This window comes from Marinobacter metalliresistant (assembly GCF_038098645.1).
GTDB classification, from domain to species: Bacteria; Pseudomonadota; Gammaproteobacteria; order Pseudomonadales; family Oleiphilaceae; genus Marinobacter; species Marinobacter metalliresistant.
Window position 1 is genome coordinate 320607 of record NZ_CP101118.1, and the last position, 21718, is coordinate 342324.

At 58.8% G+C, this 21718-nt stretch carries 15 protein-coding genes; 12 read left to right on the forward strand and 3 right to left on the reverse strand.

What is annotated here, in order from left to right; genetic code table 11:
• Positions 1 to 25 precede the first annotated feature (25 nt).
• From lpdA to rluB, 7 genes are all read left to right on the forward strand, one after another.
• The gene (gene lpdA, locus NLK58_RS01540) at positions 26 to 1468 is read left to right on the forward strand and encodes a dihydrolipoyl dehydrogenase (RefSeq protein WP_117616953.1); all 1443 of its coding nucleotides are present in this window, start codon (positions 26 to 28) and stop codon (positions 1466 to 1468) included.
• 36 nt (positions 1469 to 1504) lie between these two features.
• Positions 1505 to 2671 (forward strand): ADP-forming succinate--CoA ligase subunit beta, encoded by a 1167-nt coding sequence (gene sucC, locus NLK58_RS01545; RefSeq protein ID WP_117616954.1) that lies wholly within the window; start codon positions 1505 to 1507, stop codon positions 2669 to 2671.
• Complete coding sequence (gene sucD / locus NLK58_RS01550; RefSeq protein WP_117616955.1) at positions 2671 to 3543, forward strand: succinate--CoA ligase subunit alpha; 873 nt, start codon at positions 2671 to 2673, stop codon at positions 3541 to 3543. The genes sucC and sucD overlap by 1 nt, the downstream gene beginning before the upstream one ends.
• A gap of 159 nt (positions 3544 to 3702) precedes the next feature.
• Complete coding sequence (locus NLK58_RS01555) at positions 3703 to 4878, forward strand: tryptophan--tRNA ligase (RefSeq protein WP_341582757.1); 1176 nt, start codon at positions 3703 to 3705, stop codon at positions 4876 to 4878.
• A 60-nt stretch (positions 4879 to 4938) separates the two neighbouring features.
• Positions 4939 to 5772, forward strand: coding sequence for a ScpA family protein (locus NLK58_RS01560; protein ID WP_117616957.1), 834 nt, complete (start codon positions 4939 to 4941; stop codon positions 5770 to 5772).
• 43 nt (positions 5773 to 5815) lie between these two features.
• Complete coding sequence (gene scpB / locus NLK58_RS01565) at positions 5816 to 6454, forward strand: SMC-Scp complex subunit ScpB (protein ID WP_117620231.1); 639 nt, start codon at positions 5816 to 5818, stop codon at positions 6452 to 6454.
• 39 nt (positions 6455 to 6493) lie between these two features.
• The gene (gene rluB, locus NLK58_RS01570; protein WP_117616958.1) at positions 6494 to 7498 is read left to right on the forward strand and encodes a 23S rRNA pseudouridine(2605) synthase RluB; all 1005 of its coding nucleotides are present in this window, start codon (positions 6494 to 6496) and stop codon (positions 7496 to 7498) included.
• Positions 7499 to 7501: 3 nt separating this feature from the next.
• Here the strand turns inward: rluB and NLK58_RS01575 are convergent, their stop codons facing one another.
• Positions 7502 to 8428 (reverse strand): GGDEF domain-containing protein, encoded by a 927-nt coding sequence (locus tag NLK58_RS01575; RefSeq protein ID WP_117616959.1) that lies wholly within the window; start codon positions 8426 to 8428, stop codon positions 7502 to 7504.
• 285 nt (positions 8429 to 8713) lie between these two features.
• Between NLK58_RS01575 and NLK58_RS01580 the strand changes: the two genes are divergently transcribed.
• The 5 genes from NLK58_RS01580 (at position 8714) to NLK58_RS01600 (ending at position 19115) form a co-directional block, all read left to right on the forward strand.
• Positions 8714 to 9397: a GntR family transcriptional regulator gene (locus tag NLK58_RS01580; protein WP_117616960.1), complete on the forward strand. Its 684-nt coding sequence runs from the start codon at positions 8714 to 8716 to the stop codon at positions 9395 to 9397.
• Between the two features lies 1 nt (position 9398).
• A complete protein-coding gene (smc, locus tag NLK58_RS01585; RefSeq protein ID WP_341581887.1) occupies positions 9399 to 12893 on the forward strand; it encodes a chromosome segregation protein SMC in 3495 nt (1164 codons plus the stop codon).
• 126 nt (positions 12894 to 13019) lie between these two features.
• Positions 13020 to 14117, forward strand: a complete 1098-nt coding sequence (gene zipA / locus NLK58_RS01590) for a cell division protein ZipA (RefSeq protein WP_117616962.1) — start codon at positions 13020 to 13022, stop codon at positions 14115 to 14117.
• A 73-nt stretch (positions 14118 to 14190) separates the two neighbouring features.
• On the forward strand, positions 14191 to 16227 hold the full coding sequence (gene ligA / locus NLK58_RS01595) for an NAD-dependent DNA ligase LigA (RefSeq protein ID WP_117616963.1): 2037 nt from the start codon (positions 14191 to 14193) through the stop codon (positions 16225 to 16227).
• A gap of 137 nt (positions 16228 to 16364) precedes the next feature.
• Positions 16365 to 19115: a hypothetical protein gene (locus tag NLK58_RS01600; RefSeq protein ID WP_341581888.1), complete on the forward strand. Its 2751-nt coding sequence runs from the start codon at positions 16365 to 16367 to the stop codon at positions 19113 to 19115.
• 11 nt (positions 19116 to 19126) lie between these two features.
• On the opposite strand, the gene NLK58_RS01605 is transcribed toward NLK58_RS01600, so the two are convergent.
• Both NLK58_RS01605 and mnmC read right to left on the reverse strand, forming a co-directional pair.
• Positions 19127 to 19756 carry an HPP family protein gene (locus NLK58_RS01605; protein WP_117616965.1) on the reverse strand — a complete coding sequence of 210 codons (630 nt, stop codon included), beginning with the start codon at positions 19754 to 19756 and terminating at the stop codon, positions 19127 to 19129.
• Positions 19757 to 19828: 72 nt separating this feature from the next.
• On the reverse strand, positions 19829 to 21718 hold the full coding sequence (mnmC, locus tag NLK58_RS01610) for a bifunctional tRNA (5-methylaminomethyl-2-thiouridine)(34)-methyltransferase MnmD/FAD-dependent 5-carboxymethylaminomethyl-2-thiouridine(34) oxidoreductase MnmC (protein WP_341581889.1): 1890 nt from the start codon (positions 21716 to 21718) through the stop codon (positions 19829 to 19831).

A 21718-nucleotide genomic window follows, 5' to 3' on the forward strand; every position in this document is an offset into this window, starting at 1 on the left:
AACGAATCGGAAAACGGGATTAATTATGTCTGATAAGTACGACGTCATTGTCATTGGTGCAGGCCCGGGGGGCTACGTGGCCGCCATCAAAGCGGCGCAGCTCGGTCTCAAGACCGCGTGTGTTGAATCCTGGACCGCAGAAGACGGCAAAGCGCAGGTGCTTGGCGGCACCTGTCTGAATGTTGGTTGCATTCCCTCCAAGGCGCTGCTGGAGATTTCTCACAAGTTTGAGGAGGCCAACCACGACTACGAGATGCAGGGCATCATCGCGAAGGATGTCAAAATGGACATCTCGAAGATGATGGAGCGCAAGAGTGGCATCGTTAAGCAGCTGACCGGCGGGATCGCGGGTCTGTTCAAGTCCAACGGTGTGACATCCATCCACGGTCACGGCAAACTGCTGGCAAACCGAAAGGTGGAAGTAACCGACAAAGACGGCAAGGCCAAGACCTACGAAGCCGAAAACGTGATTCTGGCGACCGGCTCCAAGCCGATCCAGATTCCGCCTGCGCCATTTGATGGCGACTACATCGTCGATTCTGAGGGTGCTCTGGAGTTCAGCGAAGTACCCAAGCGTCTTGGTGTTATCGGCGCCGGTGTTATCGGCCTCGAGCTCGGCAGTGTATGGGCCCGTCTGGGTTCTGAAGTAACCGTCCTGGAAGCCCAGGACACCTTCCTGCCGGTGGTGGACCAGCAGGTTGCGAAGGACGCAATGAAGCAGTTCCAGAAACAGGGGCTGAACATTGTCATGGGCGCGCGAATGACTGGCGCGGAAGTGAAGCGCAAGCTGGTGAACGTGACCTATGAGGATTCCAAGGGCAAGCACGAAGCCAAGTTCGATAAGCTGATTGTTGCCGTTGGTCGTCGTCCTTACACCGACAACCTGCTGTCTGAGGATGCCGGTGTCCAGATGGACGAGCGTGGCTTTATCTTCGTGGATGATAACTGCAAAACCGAAGCGCCGGGTGTCTGGGCTATAGGTGACGTGGTTCGTGGCCCGATGCTGGCTCACAAGGCTTCTGAAGAAGGCATTATGGTTGCCGAGCGTATTGCCGGGCACAAGCCTCAGGTCAATTACGACTGCATCCCGAACGTGATCTACACCGCGCCGGAAGTGGCCTGGGTCGGCAAGACTGAAGAGCAGCTCAAGGCCGAAGGTGAGGAATACAACGTGGGTACCTTCCCGTTTGCCGCCAATGGCCGTGCCATGGCTGCAAACTCGGCATCCGGCCTGGTCAAGATCATTGCTGATGCGAAAACCGACCGTATCGTCGGGTTCCATGTGGTTGGTCCCCAGGCTTCAGAGATCGTTGCCCAGGGCGTAATCGCCATGGAATTCGGTTCCAGTGCCGAAGATCTGGCCCTGACCTGCTTCGCACATCCGACTCTGTCCGAGTCCGTGCATGAGGCAGCTCTGGCCGTCGGTGGTGGCGCGATTCATATTGCCAACCGCCGCAAGAAGAAGTAACGCAAACCAGGAATTTTTTAATTCGGGACATTAACTATGAATTTGCATGAATATCAGGGCAAGCAGCTTTTCGCTGAATATGGCCTGCCAGTATCCAAGGGCATTGCCTGTGATACTCCGAAAGAAGCAGTCGACGCAGCCGGTGAAATCGGCGGTGACGCATGGGTGGTCAAGGCTCAGGTGCACGCGGGTGGCCGTGGTAAGGCTGGCGGTGTCAAGCTGGTCAAGAGCAAAGACGAGATCCGTGAGTTTGCCGAGAACTGGCTGGGCAAGAAGCTGGTAACCTATCAGACTGACGAAAATGGCCAGCCGGTCAGCAAGATTCTGGTTGAATCCCTCACTGACATCGACCAGGAACTGTACCTCGGAGCCGTTGTAGACCGTGGCACCCGCCGTATCGTGTTCATGGCCTCCACCGAAGGCGGTGTTGAGATCGAGAAGGTTGCCGAGGAAACCCCCGAGAAGATCCTGAAAGCGGAAATCGATCCGCTGGTCGGCGCGCAGCCTTACCAGGGCCGCGAACTGGCGTTCAAGCTGGGTCTCGAAGGCAAGCAGATCGGACAGTTCACCAAGATTTTCCTGGGTCTGGCCAAGCTGTTTGAAGAGTGCGATCTGGCACTGGTTGAGATCAACCCGCTGGTGATCACGCCGGCCGGTGATCTGCACTGCCTGGACGCCAAGATCGGTGTCGACGGTAACGCGTTGTACCGTCAAAAGAAAATCCACGAGATGCACGATCCTTCCCAGGAAGATTCCCGTGAAGCGGAAGCGGCCAAGTGGGAACTCAACTACGTAGCCCTGGAAGGCAACATCGGTTGTATGGTTAACGGTGCCGGCCTGGCCATGGGTACCATGGACATCATCAAGCTGTCCGGTGGCCAGCCTGCCAACTTCCTGGATGTTGGGGGCGGTGCGACCAAAGAGCGCGTTTCCGAAGCGTTCAAGATCATCCTGTCTGACGACAATGTCCAGGCGGTTCTGGTCAACATCTTCGGTGGTATCGTTCGCTGCGACATGATCGCAGAGGGCATTATCGGTGCCGTCAAGGAAGTGGGCGTTAAGGTTCCTGTGGTGGTTCGCCTTGAAGGCAATAACGCCGAAGTAGGCATCAAGGTACTCGCCGAAAGCGGCCTGAATATCATTGCCGCCACCAGTCTGTCGAATGCGGCAGAGCAAGTCGTTAAAGCCGCAGGGGGTAAATAATGAGCATCCTGATCAACAAAGACACCAAGGTTATCTGTCAGGGCTTTACCGGCGCGCAGGGCACCTTCCACTCAGAGCAGGCGATTGCCTACGGCACAAAGATGGTTGGCGGTGTAAGCCCCGGCAAGGGCGGCACTGAGCATCTGGGACTGCCGGTGTTCAACACCGTGCGTGACGCGGTTGAGAAAACCGGTGCCGAAGCGACCGTTATCTACGTTCCGGCGCCGTTCTGTAAAGACGCCATCATCGAAGCGGCCGATGCCGGTATTCAGCTGATCGTCTGTATCACTGAAGGCATCCCGACCATCGATATGCTGTACGCCAAGGAATATGTGGATCGCAAGGGCGTTCGCATGATTGGTCCCAACTGCCCGGGGGTTATCACTCCGGACGAGTGCAAGATCGGCATCATGCCTGGCCACATCCACAAGAAGGGCAAGGTTGGTATCGTGTCCCGTTCAGGCACCCTGACGTACGAAGCGGTCAAGCAGACCACGGACTTCGGTTACGGTCAGTCCACCTGTATCGGTATCGGTGGTGACCCGATCCCCGGCTCCAACTTCATCGACATCCTGGCGCTGCTTCAGGAAGATCCTGAAACCGAAGCCATTGTGATGATCGGCGAGATCGGCGGTACCGCCGAGGAAGAAGCGGCGGCCTACATCAAGCAGAACGTCACCAAGCCGGTGGTCTCCTACATCGCGGGTGTTACTGCGCCTCCGGGCAAGCGCATGGGCCACGCTGGCGCCATCATCTCCGGTGGTAAGGGTACGGCAGACGAGAAGTTTGCAGCCCTGGAAGACGCCGGTGTGCGCACTGTCCGCAGCCTGGCCGAGATCGGCAAGGCCCTGAAGGAAGTGACTGGCTGGTAAGCTGGCCTTCTTTCAGTAAAAACCCCCGTTTCTGCCCTGCAGAGCGGGGGTTTTTTATTTATAATGCCGGGTCGCCTGAACTATGATGGCGGTTCCGATACCAAATAAGGAGTTCGTGCTTTGAGTTCTGTAGATTCCCAGCAAAGGGTTTTGTCCGGCATGCGTCCGACCGGCAAGCTTCACCTTGGCCACTATCATGGTGTGCTGAAAAACTGGGTGAAACTCCAGCACGAATTCGAGTGCTTCTTTTTTGTGGCAGACTGGCATGCGCTTACCACGAACTACGACGATCCCTCGGGGATTGAGCAGAGTGTGTGGGATATGGTTATTGATTGGCTGGCGGCCGGTGTGAACCCTGGTTCCTCCACCATGTTCATTCAGTCCCAGGTGCCCGAGCATGCTGAATTGCATCTGCTGTTGTCCATGATCACGCCTCTTGGCTGGCTGGAACGTATCCCGACCTTCAAGGACCAGCAGGAGAAGTTGCGGGAAAAAGATCTGGCTACCTACGGTTTCCTGGGTTATCCGCTGCTGCAAAGTGCCGATATCCTGGTGTACCGGGCAGGCAAGGTGCCGGTGGGTGCTGATCAGGTGTCCCATGTTGAGATTACCCGTGAGATTGCCCGTCGGTTCAATCATATCTACGGCCGTGAGCCAGGGTTTGAGGAACAGGCGGAAGGCGCCATCGTCAAGATGGGCAAGAAGAACGCCAAACTGTATCGCGCCCTCAAGAAACGCTATCAGGAAGAGGGCGATATGGAAGCGCTGGAAACCGCCCGCGCTCTGCTGAAAGAGCAGCAGAACATCTCCCTGGGCGATCGTGAGCGCCTGTATGGCTACATCGAAGGTGGTGGCAAGGTGATTCTGCCCGAACCGCAGCCGTTGCTGACGCCAGAATCCAGGTTGCCCGGGCTGGACGGGCAGAAAATGTCCAAGTCCTACAACAACTACATTGGCCTGCGCGAAGAGCCGGACAGTGTTGCCCGGAAGGTCCGCACCATGCAGACGGATCCTCAGCGGGTTCGTCGCACCGACCCGGGCGAGCCCGAGAAGTGCCCTGTCTGGGGTATGCACAAGATCTATTCGGACGCCGACACCCAGGAATGGGTCCAGAATGGCTGCCGGAGCGCCGGTATTGGCTGCCTTGACTGCAAGAAGCCCGTGATCGACGCCATTGTCGAGGAGCAGCGGCCTTTGCACGAGCGTGCGCGTGAGTATGAGGGCAACCCGGATCTGGTCCATTCGATTCTGCAGGAAGGCCGTGAGCACGCCCGTGATGCCGCCCGGGATACCCTTGAGGAAGTCCGGGCGGCCATGGGGCTTCATCACCGCTGAATCCGTACAGGCCGGCCATCCGGTGCTGCACGATGCAGTCCCGGTCCGGAGGGAGAGGTTATGACGGAAGAATCCACTAATCCGGTAACGCCAGAAGGGCAGGAAGCGACACCCGATCCGTCGCCGCTGGCCCGGGTTTCCGGCAAACCGGTGGTGGATCTTCCCAGGGATCTCTACATTCCGCCAGATGCCCTGGCGGTTTTCCTGGAGGCCTTTGAGGGGCCCCTGGATCTTCTGCTTTATCTCATCCGCCGCCAGAACATGAACATTCTGGATATCGACGTCAGCGAGATCACCCGGCAGTACATGGACTACATCGGCGCCGTGGAAGCCATGCGCTTCGAGTTGGCGGCAGAGTACCTGGTGATGGCAGCAACCCTGGCAGAGATCAAGTCCAGAATGCTTCTCCCCAGGCAGGAGAGCGACGATGACGAGGAGGTCGATCCGAGGGCCGAGCTGATTCGCCGGCTGCAGCAGTATGAGCGGTTCAAGCAGGCGGCCGAGGATATTGACGCGTTGCCCCGTCTGGAACGGGATTCCTTTGCCGCCTCTGCGGCTTTGCCGGGAATGCCCTCAAGTCAGCCCCATCCGGATGTGGATCTGAGGGAAATGCTGCTCGCCCTGCAGGGTGTACTGAGGCGGGCGGACCTGTTTACCAGCCACCATGTGGAACGGGAGCGGCTGTCGACCCGCGAGCGTATGTCCGCCATTCTGTCTGCTTTGCAGGATGACCACTTTGTGACGTTCGAAAGCCTGTTCACCGCGGAAGAGGGACGCCTTGGTGTTGTTGTGACGTTCCTGGCCACGCTTGAGCTGGTGAAAGAGCAATTGATTGAGGTTGTGCAGGCCGAGGTCCTGGGGCCGATTCATGTACGCGCCCGGGCGGTCAGTTAGCGTCCTGTTCAAGGCCGAAAGCACGGAAACACGGATAATCATCATGAACGAAGAACATCTGCTGAGAATCCAGGCGATTGCCGAAGCCGCCCTGCTGGCGGCCGGCAAGCCGTTGTCTCTTGACCAGTTGCGGGAGTTGTTTCCTGAACAGGAGCGGCCGGCCCGGCAGGTTATGGAGCACGTCATGGTGCTGCTGGAAAGTGCCTGCGAGGGCCGTGGGTTCGAGCTGAAAAGGGTGGCCAGCGGTTACCGTCTTCAGGTCCGGCAGGAGTATGCACCCTGGGTTGGCCGCCTGTTCGAGGAGAAGCCCCAGCGTTATTCCCGGGCATTGCTGGAAACCCTCGCGCTGATCGCCTATCGGCAACCGGTTACCCGGGGCGAAATTGAAGATATTCGGGGTGTTACGGTAAGCAGCAATATCATTCGTACCCTGCTTGAGCGAGAGTGGGTGCGCGTTGTCGGCCATCGTGATGTTCCCGGCCGGCCGGCCATGTACGCGACCACCAGGCAGTTTCTGGACTATTTCAACCTGACGGGGCTGGATCAGATGCCGCCTCTGTCTGACGTCCGGGATCTCGAAGAAATTGGCCGGGAAATCGAAAAGAACATGCAGGCGGAGATCGAATTTGAGTCGCCCGCCGCGGAGAACGATGACGAGTCTCCGGGTCAGACACTTCACTGATGCCATTCGGGTATCAGTCAGAGACTAAGGATTGATTTCATGGCGGCAGAGCGCCCCGAAAAACCCGCCAGAGCGGCGAAAAACCCAGCTAAACACGCAAAAGACAAGGTTACCCATGAGGGCCCCGAACGCATCCAGAAGCTGCTTGCCAGGGCGGGTATCGGTTCACGCCGGGAAATTGAAGGCTGGATGGAAGCCGGCCGCCTGACGGTAAACGGCCTGGCCGTTGCTCCGGGCCAGAAAGCCACCGTGGAAGACCGTTTTGAACTTGACGGCAAACGTCTCGAGGTTTCCGGCGCCTCGGAAGTGCTGCGTCGTGTGCTGATCTACAACAAGCCCGAAGGCGAAGTAACTACCCGAAAGGATCCGGAGGGCAGGCCGACGGTATTTGATCGCCTGCCAAGGCTGAAGGAACACCGCTGGATTTCCATCGGCCGGCTCGACATCAACACCACCGGTCTGGTGCTTTTCACCACAGACGGAGAGCTTGCTAACCGGCTAATGCATCCCTCCAGCCAGATTGACCGGGAATATGCGGTGCGTATCTTCGGGGAAGTGGACGATGCCATGATTGAGCGCCTGCTTCAGGGTGTTTTGCTCGAAGACGGTATGGCTAAGTTCACCGACCTTTCGCCGGCGGGTGGCAGTGGCATGAATCGCTGGTTCCACGTTACCTTGCTGGAAGGTCGTAACCGGGAAGTCCGTCGTCTCTGGGAATCCCAGGGCGTTCGGGTCAGCCGACTGAAGCGGGTGCGCTACGGACCGGTTTTCCTGCCCAGTCGCCTGACAGTGGGTAAGTGGGAGGAACTCGACCAGAGGGCTGTGGATACCCTCAGCCGCAGCGTCGGGCTCGATACCGTTGATATCCCACAGAAGACGCCGGATGAGAAGGCGGCCCATGATCGCTCGCGCCGGAAGAGTCCGGGGCGATCCGGCAAGAAGACGTCAGGCAACAAATGGGCGGTCAGTGATACCAGGCCGGCCAAACCTGCCGGCCGAGCCTCAAAATCCGATCGGCCGCGGAGCAAAACGCCCCGGAGCTGAGGCTCAGGAAATGGTGGCAAACACCCGGGTGCAGTTCCGGCCCTGGTGTTTGGCGCGGTAAAGGGCCTCGTCGGCCCGCGCCAGCCACTCCTGGGCCGATTCTTTGGGCAGGAAGGTGGCCACCCCGCAGCTGGTTGTTACCCGAAGTTCTTTTTCGCCCCCATCAATCCGAATCGCCGCAATTGCCTCGCGAACCCGTTCGGCTACGTCTTTGGCATCCTGCTCAGCAGTGTGAGGCAGGAGAATGGCAAACTCCTCGCCGCCAAACCGGTAGACGCTGTCGGACGTTCGCACGGCCTTTTCAAGTTCTGCGGCAGTAATCTGGAGAAGATGGTCGCCGACCACATGCCCGTGGGTGTCGTTGACGGCCTTGAAATGGTCCAGATCGCACAGGATGAGTGAGTAGGGCTCACTATGCCGTTCGGATAACAGGCTGGCACGCCGCAAGGCGTCGTCCATTGCACGCTTGTTGGGGATGCCGGTCAGTGAATCAGTCAGGGAGGCCTGTTCTATGGCAATGTACTGGCAAGCATTCCGAATCGGGCAGATGGCGGCACTGAGAATCATCTCGACACCCTCAAGCTCCTGTTCGGAGAACCTCTGCCGGCGGTGCAATACCAGAGTTCCGTAATTCGTTCCCTCAAGTCCCAAACGGTATTCGCAACGGTGGGGGCCGCCCATGCCGGTGGCGTAAATGAAATCCTGGTTTCCGATTCTGTGACGGTAATTGAGCGTGTCGAAGGGCACAATCGCGCCCAGCTCGTCGGCCAGAATCGCAAGCTGCTGTTCCAGGGAAAGTGTGGTAGACAGGCGACGGGTCAGCCTGGTGAGGACATCCGGGGTACTATTCCAATCCTGATGAGCCTGGCGCAGCGCAGCCAGTTTCTGGGGCTGAGAACCCGACTTGTGGATTGACGGTATGTTTTTCACTACAGCTCACTCTGTCGCAGAAGTTTACAGTGTTCTAATTTTCTGCAGAAACCATTCCGGAAGGATAAAAAAGTAACAAAAACAGTTAGTAAGGATGGTGTCCAAGAATTGGGGCCAGGTAGTGGAGCTTAATACACACGCCGTCGTCAAAAAACCGGCAGCGTTTTGCCGCTGCTTCTTCAACGCCTTAGCAAAATATCAGACAAGGGGATGGGGCTGAATAGTGCGTGTGGTAAACTTCTGCGCTTGTAATTGAGCTGTCTGCAGAAGTGAGCGACCAACTTTATGAGGTTTCAGGCCCCGGAAAGTCTATCCGAACAAATTGCCCAGCATCTCGGGCAGCGGATTATCACGCGAGATCTCAAACCCGGAGAGCGCATTCAGGAACTGAAAGTGGCGGGGGAGCTGAATGTCAGTCGTGGTTCGGTCCGCGAGGCGTTGCTCATTCTCGAAAGACGCCACCTGATAGAGATCTTCCCCCGCCGGGGAGCGGTGGTCTCAAGCCTGACCCCCGAAAGCGTTAACAGCCTGTACGATATCTACATTGATTTGTTGTGCATGCTCGGGCGCAAGGTCCTGGAGCGCTGGTCCGGTAAGGAGCTTGGCGGGGTAATGGGGCAGGTGCGCGAACTGCAGGCGGTAATTGACGCCCTGAATGCCACCAGGGCAGATGCGGCCGAGCAGGTGATTGACGCCGGCTTCGGTGTGATGCGCTATGCCTATGGTCTGGTTGAGAACCCGTTTCTTGAGGAAACCCTCGAGAATTTCCGTCCCGCCATCAGTCGCACCTATTTTGTGGCACTCGAACATTTCCGGGATGAAACCGGGGAAACGGCGACCTTCTTCCGGCAACTGGAAGACGCCGCGGTCAGCGACGATGCCGAGCGCTTACAGGCAGTTATCCAGGCATTCGGAGAACATCAGCGACAGCAGGTCCTGACCATTCTCCGACAGGAGGAGAGCGCCTGATATGCGTCTGAAGTCCATCAAACTGTCCGGTTTCAAATCGTTCGTCGATCCGACGACCGTGCCGTTTCCATCGAATATGACCGCCGTCGTCGGGCCTAACGGGTGCGGTAAATCCAACATTATTGACGCGGTCCGTTGGGTGATGGGCGAAAGCTCCGCGAAATACCTGCGCGGCGAGTCCATGACCGACGTGATCTTCAATGGTTCAAGCGCCCGGAAGCCGGTGGGTCAGGCGTCCATTGAGCTGGTGTTTGATAACAGCGACGGCTCCGCCCCCGGTGAATTTGTTCGGTTCAACGAAATTTCAGTTCGCCGCCGGGTGTCCCGTGAAGGCCAGTCCGAATATTTTCTGAACGGTTCCAAGTGTCGGCGCCGGGACATCACTGACCTGTTCCTCGGTACCGGCCTCGGGCCCCGCAGTTATGCCATCATTGAGCAGGGCATGATTTCCCGGCTGATTGAGGCAAAGCCCGAAGAGCTCCGAATCTACATTGAGGAAGCCGCCGGCATCTCCAAGTACAAGGAGCGTCGCCGGGAAACGGAAAACCGGATACGCAGGACCCAGGAGAATCTGGAGCGCCTGACGGATCTGCGTGAAGAACTTGGGCGCCAGCTCCAGCATCTTGAACGCCAGGCAGCTGCAGCGGAAAAGTACAAGGCCTACAAACAGGAAGAGCGCCAGAAAAAGGCCGAGCTGGCAGTTCTCCGCTGGCAATCCCTGGACAACGACCTCCAGACCTGGCGGGGTAAAATCCGCGACACCGAACTCGAGTTGGAGAAGTATCTGACCGAGCGGGTCAGCCTGGAAACGTCGCTGGAATCCCTGCGAGACAGCCACCAGGATCGCACCGAACACTTCAATCGCGCCCAGGCCCGTTATTATGAGGCTGGCGCCGATATTGCCCGTATTGAACAAAGTCTCGAGCACCAAAGGGAGCGCAGCCGCCAGATGGCCACGGAGCTTGATCAGGCCCTGGCGAACCAGCGCGAACTGGCCCGGGAACTGGAACAGGACCAGGACAAGCTGGCCGGTATCCAGGAAGAGCTGGACATGGTGGAGCCTGAACAGGAGGCGCTCACCATACGCTCCGAGGAATCCGGCGAGAAATTGCAGCAGGCCGAAGATGCCATGGGCGACTGGCAGCACAAATGGGAAGATTTCAGCGCTCGCTCCTCGGATGCCCGCCGCCAGGCCGAACTCGCCCAGTCCCGGATCCGGTCCCTCGAGGATGCCATTGAGCAATTGCTGAATCGCCAGCGCAAACTCCAGGATGAACGGGAAGTGCTGGAAGGCCAGATGGACCGGGCTGAGCTGGAAGAATTGCTGGAACAGCAGGAAACCCTGGAGCTGCAACGGGAAGAGGCTGCCGAACGGATCGCCGGAATTCAGGATGAGCTCTATGAAGCCCGCCAGAGCCAGCGTGATGCCGAGCAATCCGTGTCTGAAGAGCGCCAGCGGGTCCAGAGCCTGCGGGCGTCACTGGAATCGCAGCAGGCGCTGCTGGATGAGCAGATGGGGTCCCAGGACGATGTCCTGCAAACCTGGCTGTCAGAGAATTCGTTGAGCGATATGCCCCGTGTTGCCAGCCAGTTGCAGATTGATGATGGCTGGGAGTTTGCGGTTGAGCAGGTGATCGGGCGGTTTACCCAGGGCTTGTGCCTTCCGGGCATCGATCAGCTCTCACTGGCCATGAAGGACGCGCCCAAGGGCCTGGCTCTGGTTGATTCCGGAGTTCCTGCCGGCGACATGACCGCCGGGCTGGCGGAAAAAGTGTCCGGAGTTCCGGCCGTTGCTGCTTTGCTTCGGGGTATTGATGCGATAGAGACTCTCTCCGATGCCATGGGCATGCGATCCGGACTGCAGGATGGCCAGAGTGTGATCACTCCAGAGGGGGTCTGGGTGTCCCGGGACTGGGTACTGATGCCGGATTCAGACGCCGGCCAGGTCGGTGCTATCGAAAGGCAGAAGAAAGTCACGGAACTGACCTCGCAACTGGCGGAGGCCGAGGAAACCCTGGAATCCGCCTGTGAGCACATGGACAGCCTCCAGGAGCGTGCCGAGCGGTCCGAATCGGCCCGGGACGAAGCCCAGGCCCGTCTGAGCGAGGCCGACCGGGAACTGAGTGCCCTGTCATCCCGGGTCAGTGGTCTGCGTGCCCGCGCCGAACAGATTGACGCCCGGCTGCAGCGAATCCGGGAAGATGTCTCGGATATTGCCGGGAATCTTGAAGGCCAGCAGGAGTGCCTGCAGGACGCCCGTGAGGAGTGGCAGCAGGCCCTGGCTTCCACCGAAGACAGCGACGAAGAGAAAGAACGACTGCTTGAGCAGCGGGACAGCCTCCGCGAGAACCTTGACCGTCTTCGTCAGGAAGCCCGGCACGACAGGGATCATGCCCACCAGTTGCAACTCCAGTTGCAGTCACTGCACAGCCAGCGCGAAGGCCTGCGGCAGACCATCGACCGGATGCAGATGCAGAAGGAACGCATTGATGAGCGCCTGGAGATTCTGCGGGAATCCCGGGAGAGTGCCGAGGAGCCGATCGAGGATCTGCAGATGCAGCTCGAAGGCCTGCTGGACCGGCGTCTGGCAGAGGAAGAAAAGCTCGGCGCGGCCCGCGACGCGCTTGAGGAGATAGACCGGGAAGTGCGGGAAAAGGAGCAGGGCCGAAGCGGCACCGATCACCGAATCCAGGATGTCCGGTCCCGGCTGGAGAAGCTGAAAATGGAATCCCAGGCCCTCGAAATCCGTTCCGGCAACCACATCGACCAGCTCAGGGAGCTGGATGTTAAGCTGCAGGATATCTTGCAGCAGTTGCCGGAGGGAGCCAGCGAGGAAGACTGGGCGGAGGAGCTCGAACGGATCGGTAACCGGATACAGCGCCTTGGTGCCATCAACCTCGCGGCCATCGAGGAGTACCAGGTCCAGAGCGAACGGAAAAGCTACCTGGATTCCCAGCACGAAGACCTGATGGAAGCGCTGGAAACGCTGGACACCGCCATCCGCAAGATTGACCGGGAGACCCGGCAACGCTTCAAGGAAACCTTTGATCAGGTCAATGGCGGGCTCCAGGCTCTGTTCCCGAAGGTCTTCGGTGGCGGTAACGCCTATCTCGAGCTCACCGGCGAGGATCTGCTGGAGACCGGCGTGGCGATCATGGCACGCCCTCCGGGCAAGAAGAACAGCACCATCCATCTGTTATCCGGTGGCGAAAAGGCACTGACGGCCATCGCCCTGGTGTTCTCCATTTTCCAGCTGAACCCGGCGCCTTTCTGTATGCTGGATGAAGTGGACGCTCCGCTGGATGATGCCAACGTTGGTCGCTATGCCAATATGGTTAAAGAGATGTCGAAACAGGTCCAGTTCATCTACATTACCCACAACAAGATTGCCATGGAAATGGCAGACCAGCTGATGGGTGTGACCATGCATGAGCCGGGCTGTTCGCGGCTGGTATCCGTGGATGTGGACGAGGCCGCAGCCCTGGCGGAGGCCTGAGGCCGGCTGGCTACAAAACCGGCGAGCATGACAAAACGGCCATCTGGCCCGGGTGTGCGTTGTATTCATTACGGGCTTTTCTTAGAGTAACAATGTTACGGGATCTGCAAACAGGACAGCAGCACTATGTCACTTAGGGAATGGTTAATTGCCATCGGTACCCTGGTTATCATCGGCATTGTTATTGACGGAGTCCGCCGCATGCGGCGTGCCCGAAAGGAATCCATGGCGATTTCATCGGGGATGGGCGCAGATGAGCTCAAGGACTCGCCACTGGATGACGAATTCAATCCCGAGTTGCCAAACGGCGGCGCACGGACCATCTCCCGGGATACGCTTGAAGAGCGTGGCTACGTCAAACGTGAGAAATCGAGCCGATTCGGTTCCCCCAAGCCCAAACCGACCCGTCCCGTCACAGCGGCCAGTAACAAATCTCCAGAGCAGGGTGCTGCCCCTGAATCCGGACACGATTTGTCCGACACCGATCTGGACTATGGTCTGTCCAGCCACGAGCCCTTCGACCACGAGTCCGCCGGGATGGAGCCGGATTCCGGCTGGGGTGCCACGGAGGATGAGATTGAGCCGGATGATGAAGTAGTCGGAGAGCCGCGGGTAATCCGGTCGGAACAGCTTTCCGAGCCGGACACGGCCGCCGGTGAGCCCGAAGCCGGACATGACGACACCGGAGCGGTACCGCCGACCGTCACCACGGAAGTGGAAGAAGACACGGCCCGGCGCGAGCCTTCCCGCCCCGACAGTGGCCAGCCTTTGGCGGGAGCCAATCGCCCGGAGGCCCGGGAAGTGGTGGTTATCAATGTGCTTGCCCGTAACGGCGAAGAGTTTAAGGGGCCGGCTCTGAAAAAGCTGTTTGAAGCCTGCGGCCTTGAGCATGGCGACATGGACATTTACCACCGTCATGAACAGTCAGATACCACCAGCCCGGTCCAGTTCAGTGTTGCCAATGCCGTGGAGCCCGGCACGTTCAAACCTCGGGACATGCCGGCACTGGCGACCCCGGGCATCAGTTTCTTCATGAGTATGCCAGGGCCCTCCAACGCGTTGCAGGCCTTTGATTTTATGCTTGAGACCGCCCAATGCGTGGTTCGGAACCTGGGGGGAGAACTGAAGGATGAGCGCCGGAGTGTCATGACCCCGCAAACCATAGAGCACTGCCGCCAACGGATCCGGGAGTTTGAGCGCAAACAGCGCTCCCAACGGACCTGAAGCCAGGCGAAACAAGACTGAGTAATGCCCGGTTTGATCCGGGCATTTTTTTGACAGACGAGAGTGCCAGTCCATGAGCAAAGCCACGCCCGAGACCATCCAGCGTGTTGAAGAACTCCGTTCGGTTATCGACGACCACAATTACCATTACTACGTCCTCGACGATCCCCGTATTCCGGATGCGGAGTACGACCGTCTGTTCCGGGAATTGCAGAGGCTGGAATCGGATTACCCGGAGCTGGCATCGGACAATTCACCAACCCGCCGGGTTGGCAGTGCCGTGGAAACCAGTTTCGAGGAAGTGGTTCACCGGTTGCCCATGCTGTCTCTGGACAACGCGTTCAGTGACGATGAACTCCGGGATTTTGACCGGCGCGTGCGGGATCGGCTGGGCGTCAGCGAGGAAGTGGAATACGTCTGTGAGCCCAAGCTGGACGGGCTGGCAGTCAGCCTGCATTACGAAAATGGCTCGCTGACAACCGCCGCAACCCGTGGCGACGGCTATTCCGGTGAAGATATCACCGCCAACATCCGGACCATTCCGTCGGTTCCGCTCAAACTGCGTGGTGACGATGTGCCAGAGCTTGTCGAGGTGCGGGGCGAAGTCTACATGCCCAGGGAGGGCTTTGAGCAGCTCAATCGCCGGCTTGCCGACCGCGGCGAGAAAACCTTTGTAAATCCCCGAAACGCGGCGGCTGGTAGCCTGAGACAGAAAAAATCCACGGTCACCGCCAAGCGTCCTCTGGAAATGTGCGCCTACAGTGTGGCAGTTACGGATGAAAGCCTGCTTCCGGAGACCCAGTGGGATGGTCTTCAGCGGGTCCGCAGCTGGGGGTTCCGGATCAATCCGGAGATGCGCAAGGCGCGGGGTGTGGATGAGTGTCTTGAGGCCTATAACGAACTGATGGCAAAACGGGACACCTTGCCCTACGAAATTGATGGCATTGTGTTCAAGGTCAACCGCCTGGATCAGCAGAAAGCGCTGGGATTTGTGTCCCGGGCGCCGCGCTGGGCCATCGCCCAAAAATTCCCGGCCCAGGAAGAGCTGACCGTCGTTGAGGACGTTGAATTCCAGGTTGGCCGGACCGGCGCGGTAACCCCTGTGGCGCGGCTGAAGCCGGTATTTGTAGGCGGTGTCACAGTGAGCAATGCCACCCTGCATAACATGGACGAAATCCGCCGTCTCGATGTTCACATTGGCGACACCGTGTTTATCCGCAGGGCTGGTGACGTTATTCCTCAAGTGGTCAAGGTCGTTACGGAAAAGAGGCCGGTAAACGCCCGGCAGGTTGAGCTGCCGGCAACGTGTCCGGTTTGTGATTCCGATGTTATCCAGATTGAAGGGGAGGCCGTGGCCCGTTGCTCCGGCGGCCTGTTCTGCCCGGCCCAGCGCAAAGAGGCGATCCGGCACTACGCCTCCCGCAAGGCCCTCGATATCGAAGGGTTAGGGGACAAGTGGATCGATATTCTGGTCGATCGGGGCATGGTTGAGACCGTTGCGGACCTGTATCGCCTGACCGCCGACGATCTGATGCGCCTGGAACGGATGGGCGAGAAATCTGCCTCGAATCTTGTGGATGCCATCGACCGCGCCAGAAACCCAGTACTCTGGCGGTTCCTCTACGCGCTCGGAATCCGGGAGGTCGGAGAGGCTACGGCAAAAGCCCTGGCTTCCCATTTTGGAACCCTGGAAGCCATTGCCGCCGCAGACGAGGAAACCCTGCAAACGGTCCCGGATGTCGGTCCCATTGTGGCGGGGCATATCCGGAGTTTCTTTGATCAGACCCACAACCGGGAGACGCTGGATGCGCTCCGGGAAGCGGGCGTTAACTGGCAGGAAGAACCGATACAACAGGGCGATCAGCCCCTCAAGGGCCAGACCTGGGTGCTGACGGGAACGCTCTCGGAAATGACCCGGGATGAGGCCAGGGAAAGACTGGAGTCCCTTGGCGCCAGGGTGGCCGGAAGCGTATCCAGGAAAACGGCTTGCGTTGTGGCCGGTGAAGCCGCCGGCTCCAAACTGGCCAGGGCCGAGCAACTGGAAGTGCCGGTCCTGGATGAAGCGGGTTTGCTGGCGTTGTTGAAAGAACATGGCCTGGAGCCGGGCTGACTGAATCTGAGAACTCGCGCAGATCCCCTGCAGATCAAATTGGCTACCATGGTGTTGTTCTGTAACGGTGTGTAAATCGCCCGGTGTTTCCATCGGGCGTCGCAGCCATAACAACAACGGTTTAAACGGATTTTTTCATGGGCGCCGATTTTTACTCCCGCATTCATCCCGTCGTTCGCATTGCCATTCTTGGTCTGTTTTTTTGGGGGCTCTCCGCCTGCAAAACCGAGAAAGACGCCGATCAACCCACGGTTCTGGGTGTGCCCCCGGTGTCTGCCTATCTGGGAGTGGAGTATTCCTACAACTTCGGCGCCTACGGGGGAGAGGGTATACTTGATTACTCCCTGACCAACGCGCCTTCCTGGCTGGCCCTGGAAGACATCAGCAACAAGGCCCGGCAGGGTATTATCCTGCGGGGCGTTCCGGGTTTAACGGGGGGCAACCGGGGTGAGGCGGATCTTGGCAAGACCGAAGGCATCAATCTGGTGACAACAGACGGGCAGATGTCAGGCGTTCAGCCCTTTGGGGTTGATGTCAAGTACAACGTGATGTCCCTGGAATCTGAGCCCTTTACCGAAGGTGAAAGCCCTGAAATCCCGGGAAGCAACCGGGAACAGTGTGCCTTGCCGGACCTGGAAACAGAGGGCGAACACAGTTTTACGGTCAACCTGTATAACGATGATGGTTCTGTGTCCGGCACCCGCGAGCTGACTCTGCCAACACGCAGGGTCTTCGTGAAGGTGAATCTGGACCAACCTTCCGTGACCCGGGTTGCAGTTGCCTTTGAGTTACAGTCGGATTACGACGCGACCAGTTGCGATGCCGGCTTTTCGCCCCCGCACCAGAATTGCGAGCAGAGTAATTCCAATGTGGGCGATGCCACTCCGGGCAAGGATATTGTCGGGCTTGGAAGCAACAGCCCCATGCCGCGGGACGAGTCCGGAGAAAATGAGCTCAGCTACATCGACTATGAACTGGATGAAGAGGGTTTCTTTACCCGTGGCGTCATCACGCTCGAGCCCGGCATTACCGAGTGTTATCTTCCCCTGGAGGTTGTTGAAGACAGCTTTCCCGAACCTGCAGAGTCACTCAGGCTGGCATTGACCGAGGTGCGCTCTGGTCTGGCGGGCCTGGGCAGTGGCAACGGCGGCGTGGTTTCCAATCTGTCAATTCAGGACAACGAGCCGGTTCTTTCGATTGAGACCGTCAAAGGTGGCTCCCGGGATACCCTTAATGTTGGCGATGTGCGGGAGTACCTGGCCAGACTCCCGGGTGAGCGTGACCGGGATATCTTCGCCAAACTGACCCACACCGAAGGCTCGACAGCCCGGCTTGGTACCGAATTTGTGATTGAGCGCCTGGAAGACGGTAACTGGGTTGAAAACGATGAACTGGTTTTTCCGAACGGGACGGACGAGGTGCCGTTCCGGATCCGCGTTCCTGCAGCCGGCTATACGAATCCCGCGTTCAGTGACCGGTTCATACTGCTGGGAGTCAACCAGGACTTTCAGGCTGGCAGAGAGGATTATGCCCGGGGTGAAAGCGACAACCTGATCCGGGTCAGTCTCAACGAACTGACAACACCGCTCGCTCTGAATGGGGCTGACGGGTTTGTGGCCACTGATATGGCCGTGGGACACGAGGGCCGAGTGTTTGTTTCCGGTTATGATGGTCAGGACAACGATCGGGTGCAGGTAAGGATTTTTGACCAGCGGGGTAACCTGCTGCAGCAAGTGGCGGTGTCTGCCGCCGGCGACAGCCTGGTGACACCGAATCCTGTGATCAACGTCGTTCAGCGTAAGGTTTCCCAGGGCAACATCAAAGTCGACCGTTTCGAGTTCGTTGTTTCCTACAGTACCGACCAGCCGGTTGCAGGGACAAACGCGCTCGGGGCAGAGGACATCGTGACATCTCTTTACTGGTTTGACGTTGCCAGCAACGGTGGTGAGTATGTCTCGTCCTGGAGCATCCGCACAGGCACCGCTGCAGAAGATCAGGTCCGGTGGGCCGGAATCAGCAGGGACGCCGGTTATGTGTTGCTGGCGGGCGAAACCAATGGCGTTTTCGATGGCCAGCAGGGATCGGGGGGCCGGGACAGTTTCCTCCAGAGGATCGACACCGAGCTTGACGGCAACAGCCAGCTTCCTGCTGTGGCCTGGACCCGCCAGGCCGGATCCGCAGCCGACGACAGTGTTGCCGGGGGCAGCGCCGATTCAGTGATGCCGCTGCTGTTCGGCTCCGCTGCCGGGTCGGTGGAAGGAGCTCCGGTTATCGGAGGTATTGATGCCTTCTTCTACAATACCTTCGGTGCGAACGCTGAACTCAATGTGTACCAGGTTGGCACAGAAGGCGACGAGGTCGTCTCCGGCGGGCTGTTTTTTGCCGGCGCTCTGTGGCTGATCGGCAGCAGTGATGGTCTTTACTCGGTTCTGGAACGGGAAGAAGAGGATCCCGTTCTTGAGAGGGATCCACTGTCCAGCACGGCCGGTTTCCTTCTTGGCTACTCCTCCACCGGCACCCCGGGCAGGGTGTTTTCCCTCAATGATGAGAATGATCAGGCGAACGTGCGGCTTTCGGGGCTTACCGGGTTTGATGGCGACATGGTCGTTGCCGGTTCCACCGATGGCGATTTTGCCAACGATGGTGTTGTTTCCGGCACAACTCAGGGCATTTTGGCCCGGGTATCGCTGGTTCCGGAGGCAGGCAGCGACACCGAAGACACTACCTTCAGGAATAACTGGCGTTACCAGCTTGATGGGGATAACTCGGAAATTCTGGATCTGGAGAATTTCCGGGACGACGAGGTGGTTGCCCTGTCCCGGGTGGGGAGCGACTGGTTCGTGTTGTTGTTCAGCCCTGAAGGCGAACTCCTGACACCGCTGAACTAGCCGGGCAGGAACTAGACGATTCCCTCGTGCCGGCCTGCGTTGGCGTACAGGCGAAGGTAGTCGGTGCTGGTGACTATACCGGCGGCGGCGCCCTTGGCGTTGACGACCAGAGCGGCATTCAGTTGGTGGGCGAGCATCAGCCTCGCAAGCTGATGGGCGTCTGTCTCCGGTGACGCGGTGAGGAAAGCAGGAAGTTCGATATACAGCAGGCTCTCGCTCATGGCATTGGCTTCCTGTTCGCGGAGCCAGCCAAGCAGCCAGCGAAGATCCACAAGGCCTGCAATGTTGTCTCCCGACGTAATCACCAGGTGACTGACCTGGTGCTCGTCCATCACTGATAACGCCTCGGAAATGGTTGCAGTAGCGGGCACCGAATAGAGCGCAGGAGAAGAAATCCTCGATACCGGAAGGTAAGGGCGGTCTTCCCGTTGCTCTCCGGCGGCAGCGCCATATTCCTCAAGGGCTCTGTGCCGGCCTGCATTGGCGGCGAGCTGAAACTCCGAATCTGTTGGTTCACTTCGGCCTGGATTCGTAGCCTGGGTTTCTGCCAGCTCGGTGACATCGCCCACGCGCCGGGCCCGGAATGCTTCCGGTAGCCGGGTTCCGAGCGGCCGGCCGGGTTCGCTGACAAAAATGGACATGTGGTTCTCCCTGACAACACCTTATCATCATCGGTTATCGGCAGTCAGACCGAAATCTCCAGACCAGGTTTATTACGAAATCACCACATCCGTCTGGTACAGGCGTCGGGTTTCCAGGCGCCGCGCGAGCTTTGCCGACAGACACGCGGGCTGCCCCGTCAGTCGGTCGGCCAGGTATTCGGCCAGTAAGGGGGCGTAGGTCAAACCCTTGCTGCCAAGGCCTGTCAACAAAAACAGGTCCTCAAGTTCATCGTCCTGTCCATTAAAAACCGGGCCGGCCACAGGCTGATAATCGTGGGTTGTGCTGCGAAAGGCTACCCGGCCATCCAGGTTGGAGGTGTCCAGTTTTTCAGCATCTTTTCGCTTCAGAACGGCCGGCAACATCGCCGTGAGTTCACGGATATTTTCCTGATGGCTCTCGCTCGTGGTTAAAGGGTTTGCATCATGCAGATCAAAGGTGGCTCCGGTTACTGCGATTTGCCCCAAGGCAGGGTTCATATACCGGTTGCCACAAATGACCACCCGCGGATTCCGGAGGCCAGTCTTCGGCAGGTGTGTTACCTGGCCCCGGATGCTTTTAAGTCGGAATTTCCCCTTGACCGGAATGAGTCCGGCACTGAGGTGTCCGGCGCAGATCACTACGCGGTCGGCAACGATGGTCGTTCCGTCGGCACCCGAGATGTGCCATTTCCCACTGCAAGGCAGCAACCGGTCCACATTGACACCCCACGCGTGGGTTATCATCGGATGGTCGGCCAGCGCCTGGCACAGCCTCTTTGGCTCTAGCCAGCCATTGCCGGGGAACCAGAGGCCTCCAGATTCCGTAGGCACACCGGAAAGCTCGCTGGCTTGCTCTCTGTTCACCGGATACAGAACCTCCCGTGGGTAGAGATTGCGCCGTAGGAACCGATGCTGCCGGTCTGCTTCCTGGGCTGTCTGAGCGAGCTGGAGCAGGCCAGTCGGATGCCAGTATTCTCCGCGCCAGGTTTCGTAGAACCGCTGGGCAAAGGTCAGCGCCTGCAATGCCAGTTCGGTCTGATCATTGAATTCGACACCAAGCTTCACGTACATGGCGCCCTGAACATTGCCCGAGGCTTCGGTGCCGGGCCCGTTGGCGGAATCAATCAGGGTAACCGGGACCCCCCGTTCGGCCAGGTTTCTTGCCAGGGTGCACCCCGCAATACCCGCTCCGATGATTGCAATGGAACCGGGCCGGTTTGCTTCCGTTTGTCCGTCTGCCGGTAACACGCCCCGGAGCATATCCCGCTTGCGGCCAAAGCCGGGCGTCTTCCGCACGTCGAATCCGGCCGCTGCCAGGGCGCGCCGAACCCTGCCAACGGAGGTAAAGGTCGCCAGGGTGGTGCCGGGCTTGCTGTGGGCGCGGACCTGGTCGATCGTCTCGTCCAGCCACATGGATGGATTGCGGGCAGGGGCAAAGCCGTCCATGAACCAGGCGTCGGCAAGAAAATCGAGAGATTGCCAGGCGTCGGCGATATCGCCGAAACAGAGGGTGAGGCGGACCCGCCCCTGTGCCAGTACCAGGCGGTGGACGCCCCGGACCAGCGGCGGGTATTTTCGAATGAGCTCCCGAGCCATGGGGTGCAACTCCGGCCACAGTGCCAGCGCGCGGGTGAGATCCTCCCGGATCAGGGGGAATCGCTCAACGGATACAAAGTGGAGGGTTGCCTGATGCGCCGGGCCGTGGTTTTGCCAGGCCTGCCACGCTGCCAGAAAATTCAGGCCGGTCCCGAACCCGTTCTCCGCGATAACAAAGTGGCCGCCCTGGGCGACACTGGCAAACCGCTCCGGCAAATTGTTGTGCCGAAGAAACACATGGCGCGTTTCCTCCAGCCCGTTGTCACGGTTGAAGTAGACATCACCAAACCGGACAGACTCTGGCACACCCTCGCGCCAGGCCAGCTCTGCGGGCTCGATTCCGGGAGGCAGCATTGGTGAGCGCAT

Coding starts and splice junctions, on each gene's coding strand:
- lpdA (WP_117616953.1), top strand. CDS start 26: ATGTCTGATAAGTACGACGTCATTGTCATTGGTGCAGGCCCGGGGGGC.
- sucC (WP_117616954.1), top strand. CDS start 1,505: ATGAATTTGCATGAATATCAGGGCAAGCAGCTTTTCGCTGAATATGGC.
- sucD (WP_117616955.1), top strand. CDS start 2,671: ATGAGCATCCTGATCAACAAAGACACCAAGGTTATCTGTCAGGGCTTT.
- NLK58_RS01555 (WP_341582757.1), top strand. CDS start 3,703: ATGCGTCCGACCGGCAAGCTTCACCTTGGCCACTATCATGGTGTGCTG.
- NLK58_RS01560 (WP_117616957.1), top strand. CDS start 4,939: ATGACGGAAGAATCCACTAATCCGGTAACGCCAGAAGGGCAGGAAGCG.
- scpB (WP_117620231.1), top strand. CDS start 5,816: ATGAACGAAGAACATCTGCTGAGAATCCAGGCGATTGCCGAAGCCGCC.
- rluB (WP_117616958.1), top strand. CDS start 6,494: ATGGCGGCAGAGCGCCCCGAAAAACCCGCCAGAGCGGCGAAAAACCCA.
- NLK58_RS01580 (WP_117616960.1), top strand. CDS start 8,714: ATGAGGTTTCAGGCCCCGGAAAGTCTATCCGAACAAATTGCCCAGCAT.
- smc (WP_341581887.1), top strand. CDS start 9,399: ATGCGTCTGAAGTCCATCAAACTGTCCGGTTTCAAATCGTTCGTCGAT.
- zipA (WP_117616962.1), top strand. CDS start 13,020: ATGTCACTTAGGGAATGGTTAATTGCCATCGGTACCCTGGTTATCATC.
- ligA (WP_117616963.1), top strand. CDS start 14,191: ATGAGCAAAGCCACGCCCGAGACCATCCAGCGTGTTGAAGAACTCCGT.
- NLK58_RS01600 (WP_341581888.1), top strand. CDS start 16,365: ATGGGCGCCGATTTTTACTCCCGCATTCATCCCGTCGTTCGCATTGCC.
- NLK58_RS01605 (WP_117616965.1), bottom strand. CDS start 19,756: ATGTCCATTTTTGTCAGCGAACCCGGCCGGCCGCTCGGAACCCGGCTA.
- mnmC (WP_341581889.1), bottom strand. CDS start 21,718: ATGCGCTCACCAATGCTGCCTCCCGGAATCGAGCCCGCAGAGCTGGCC.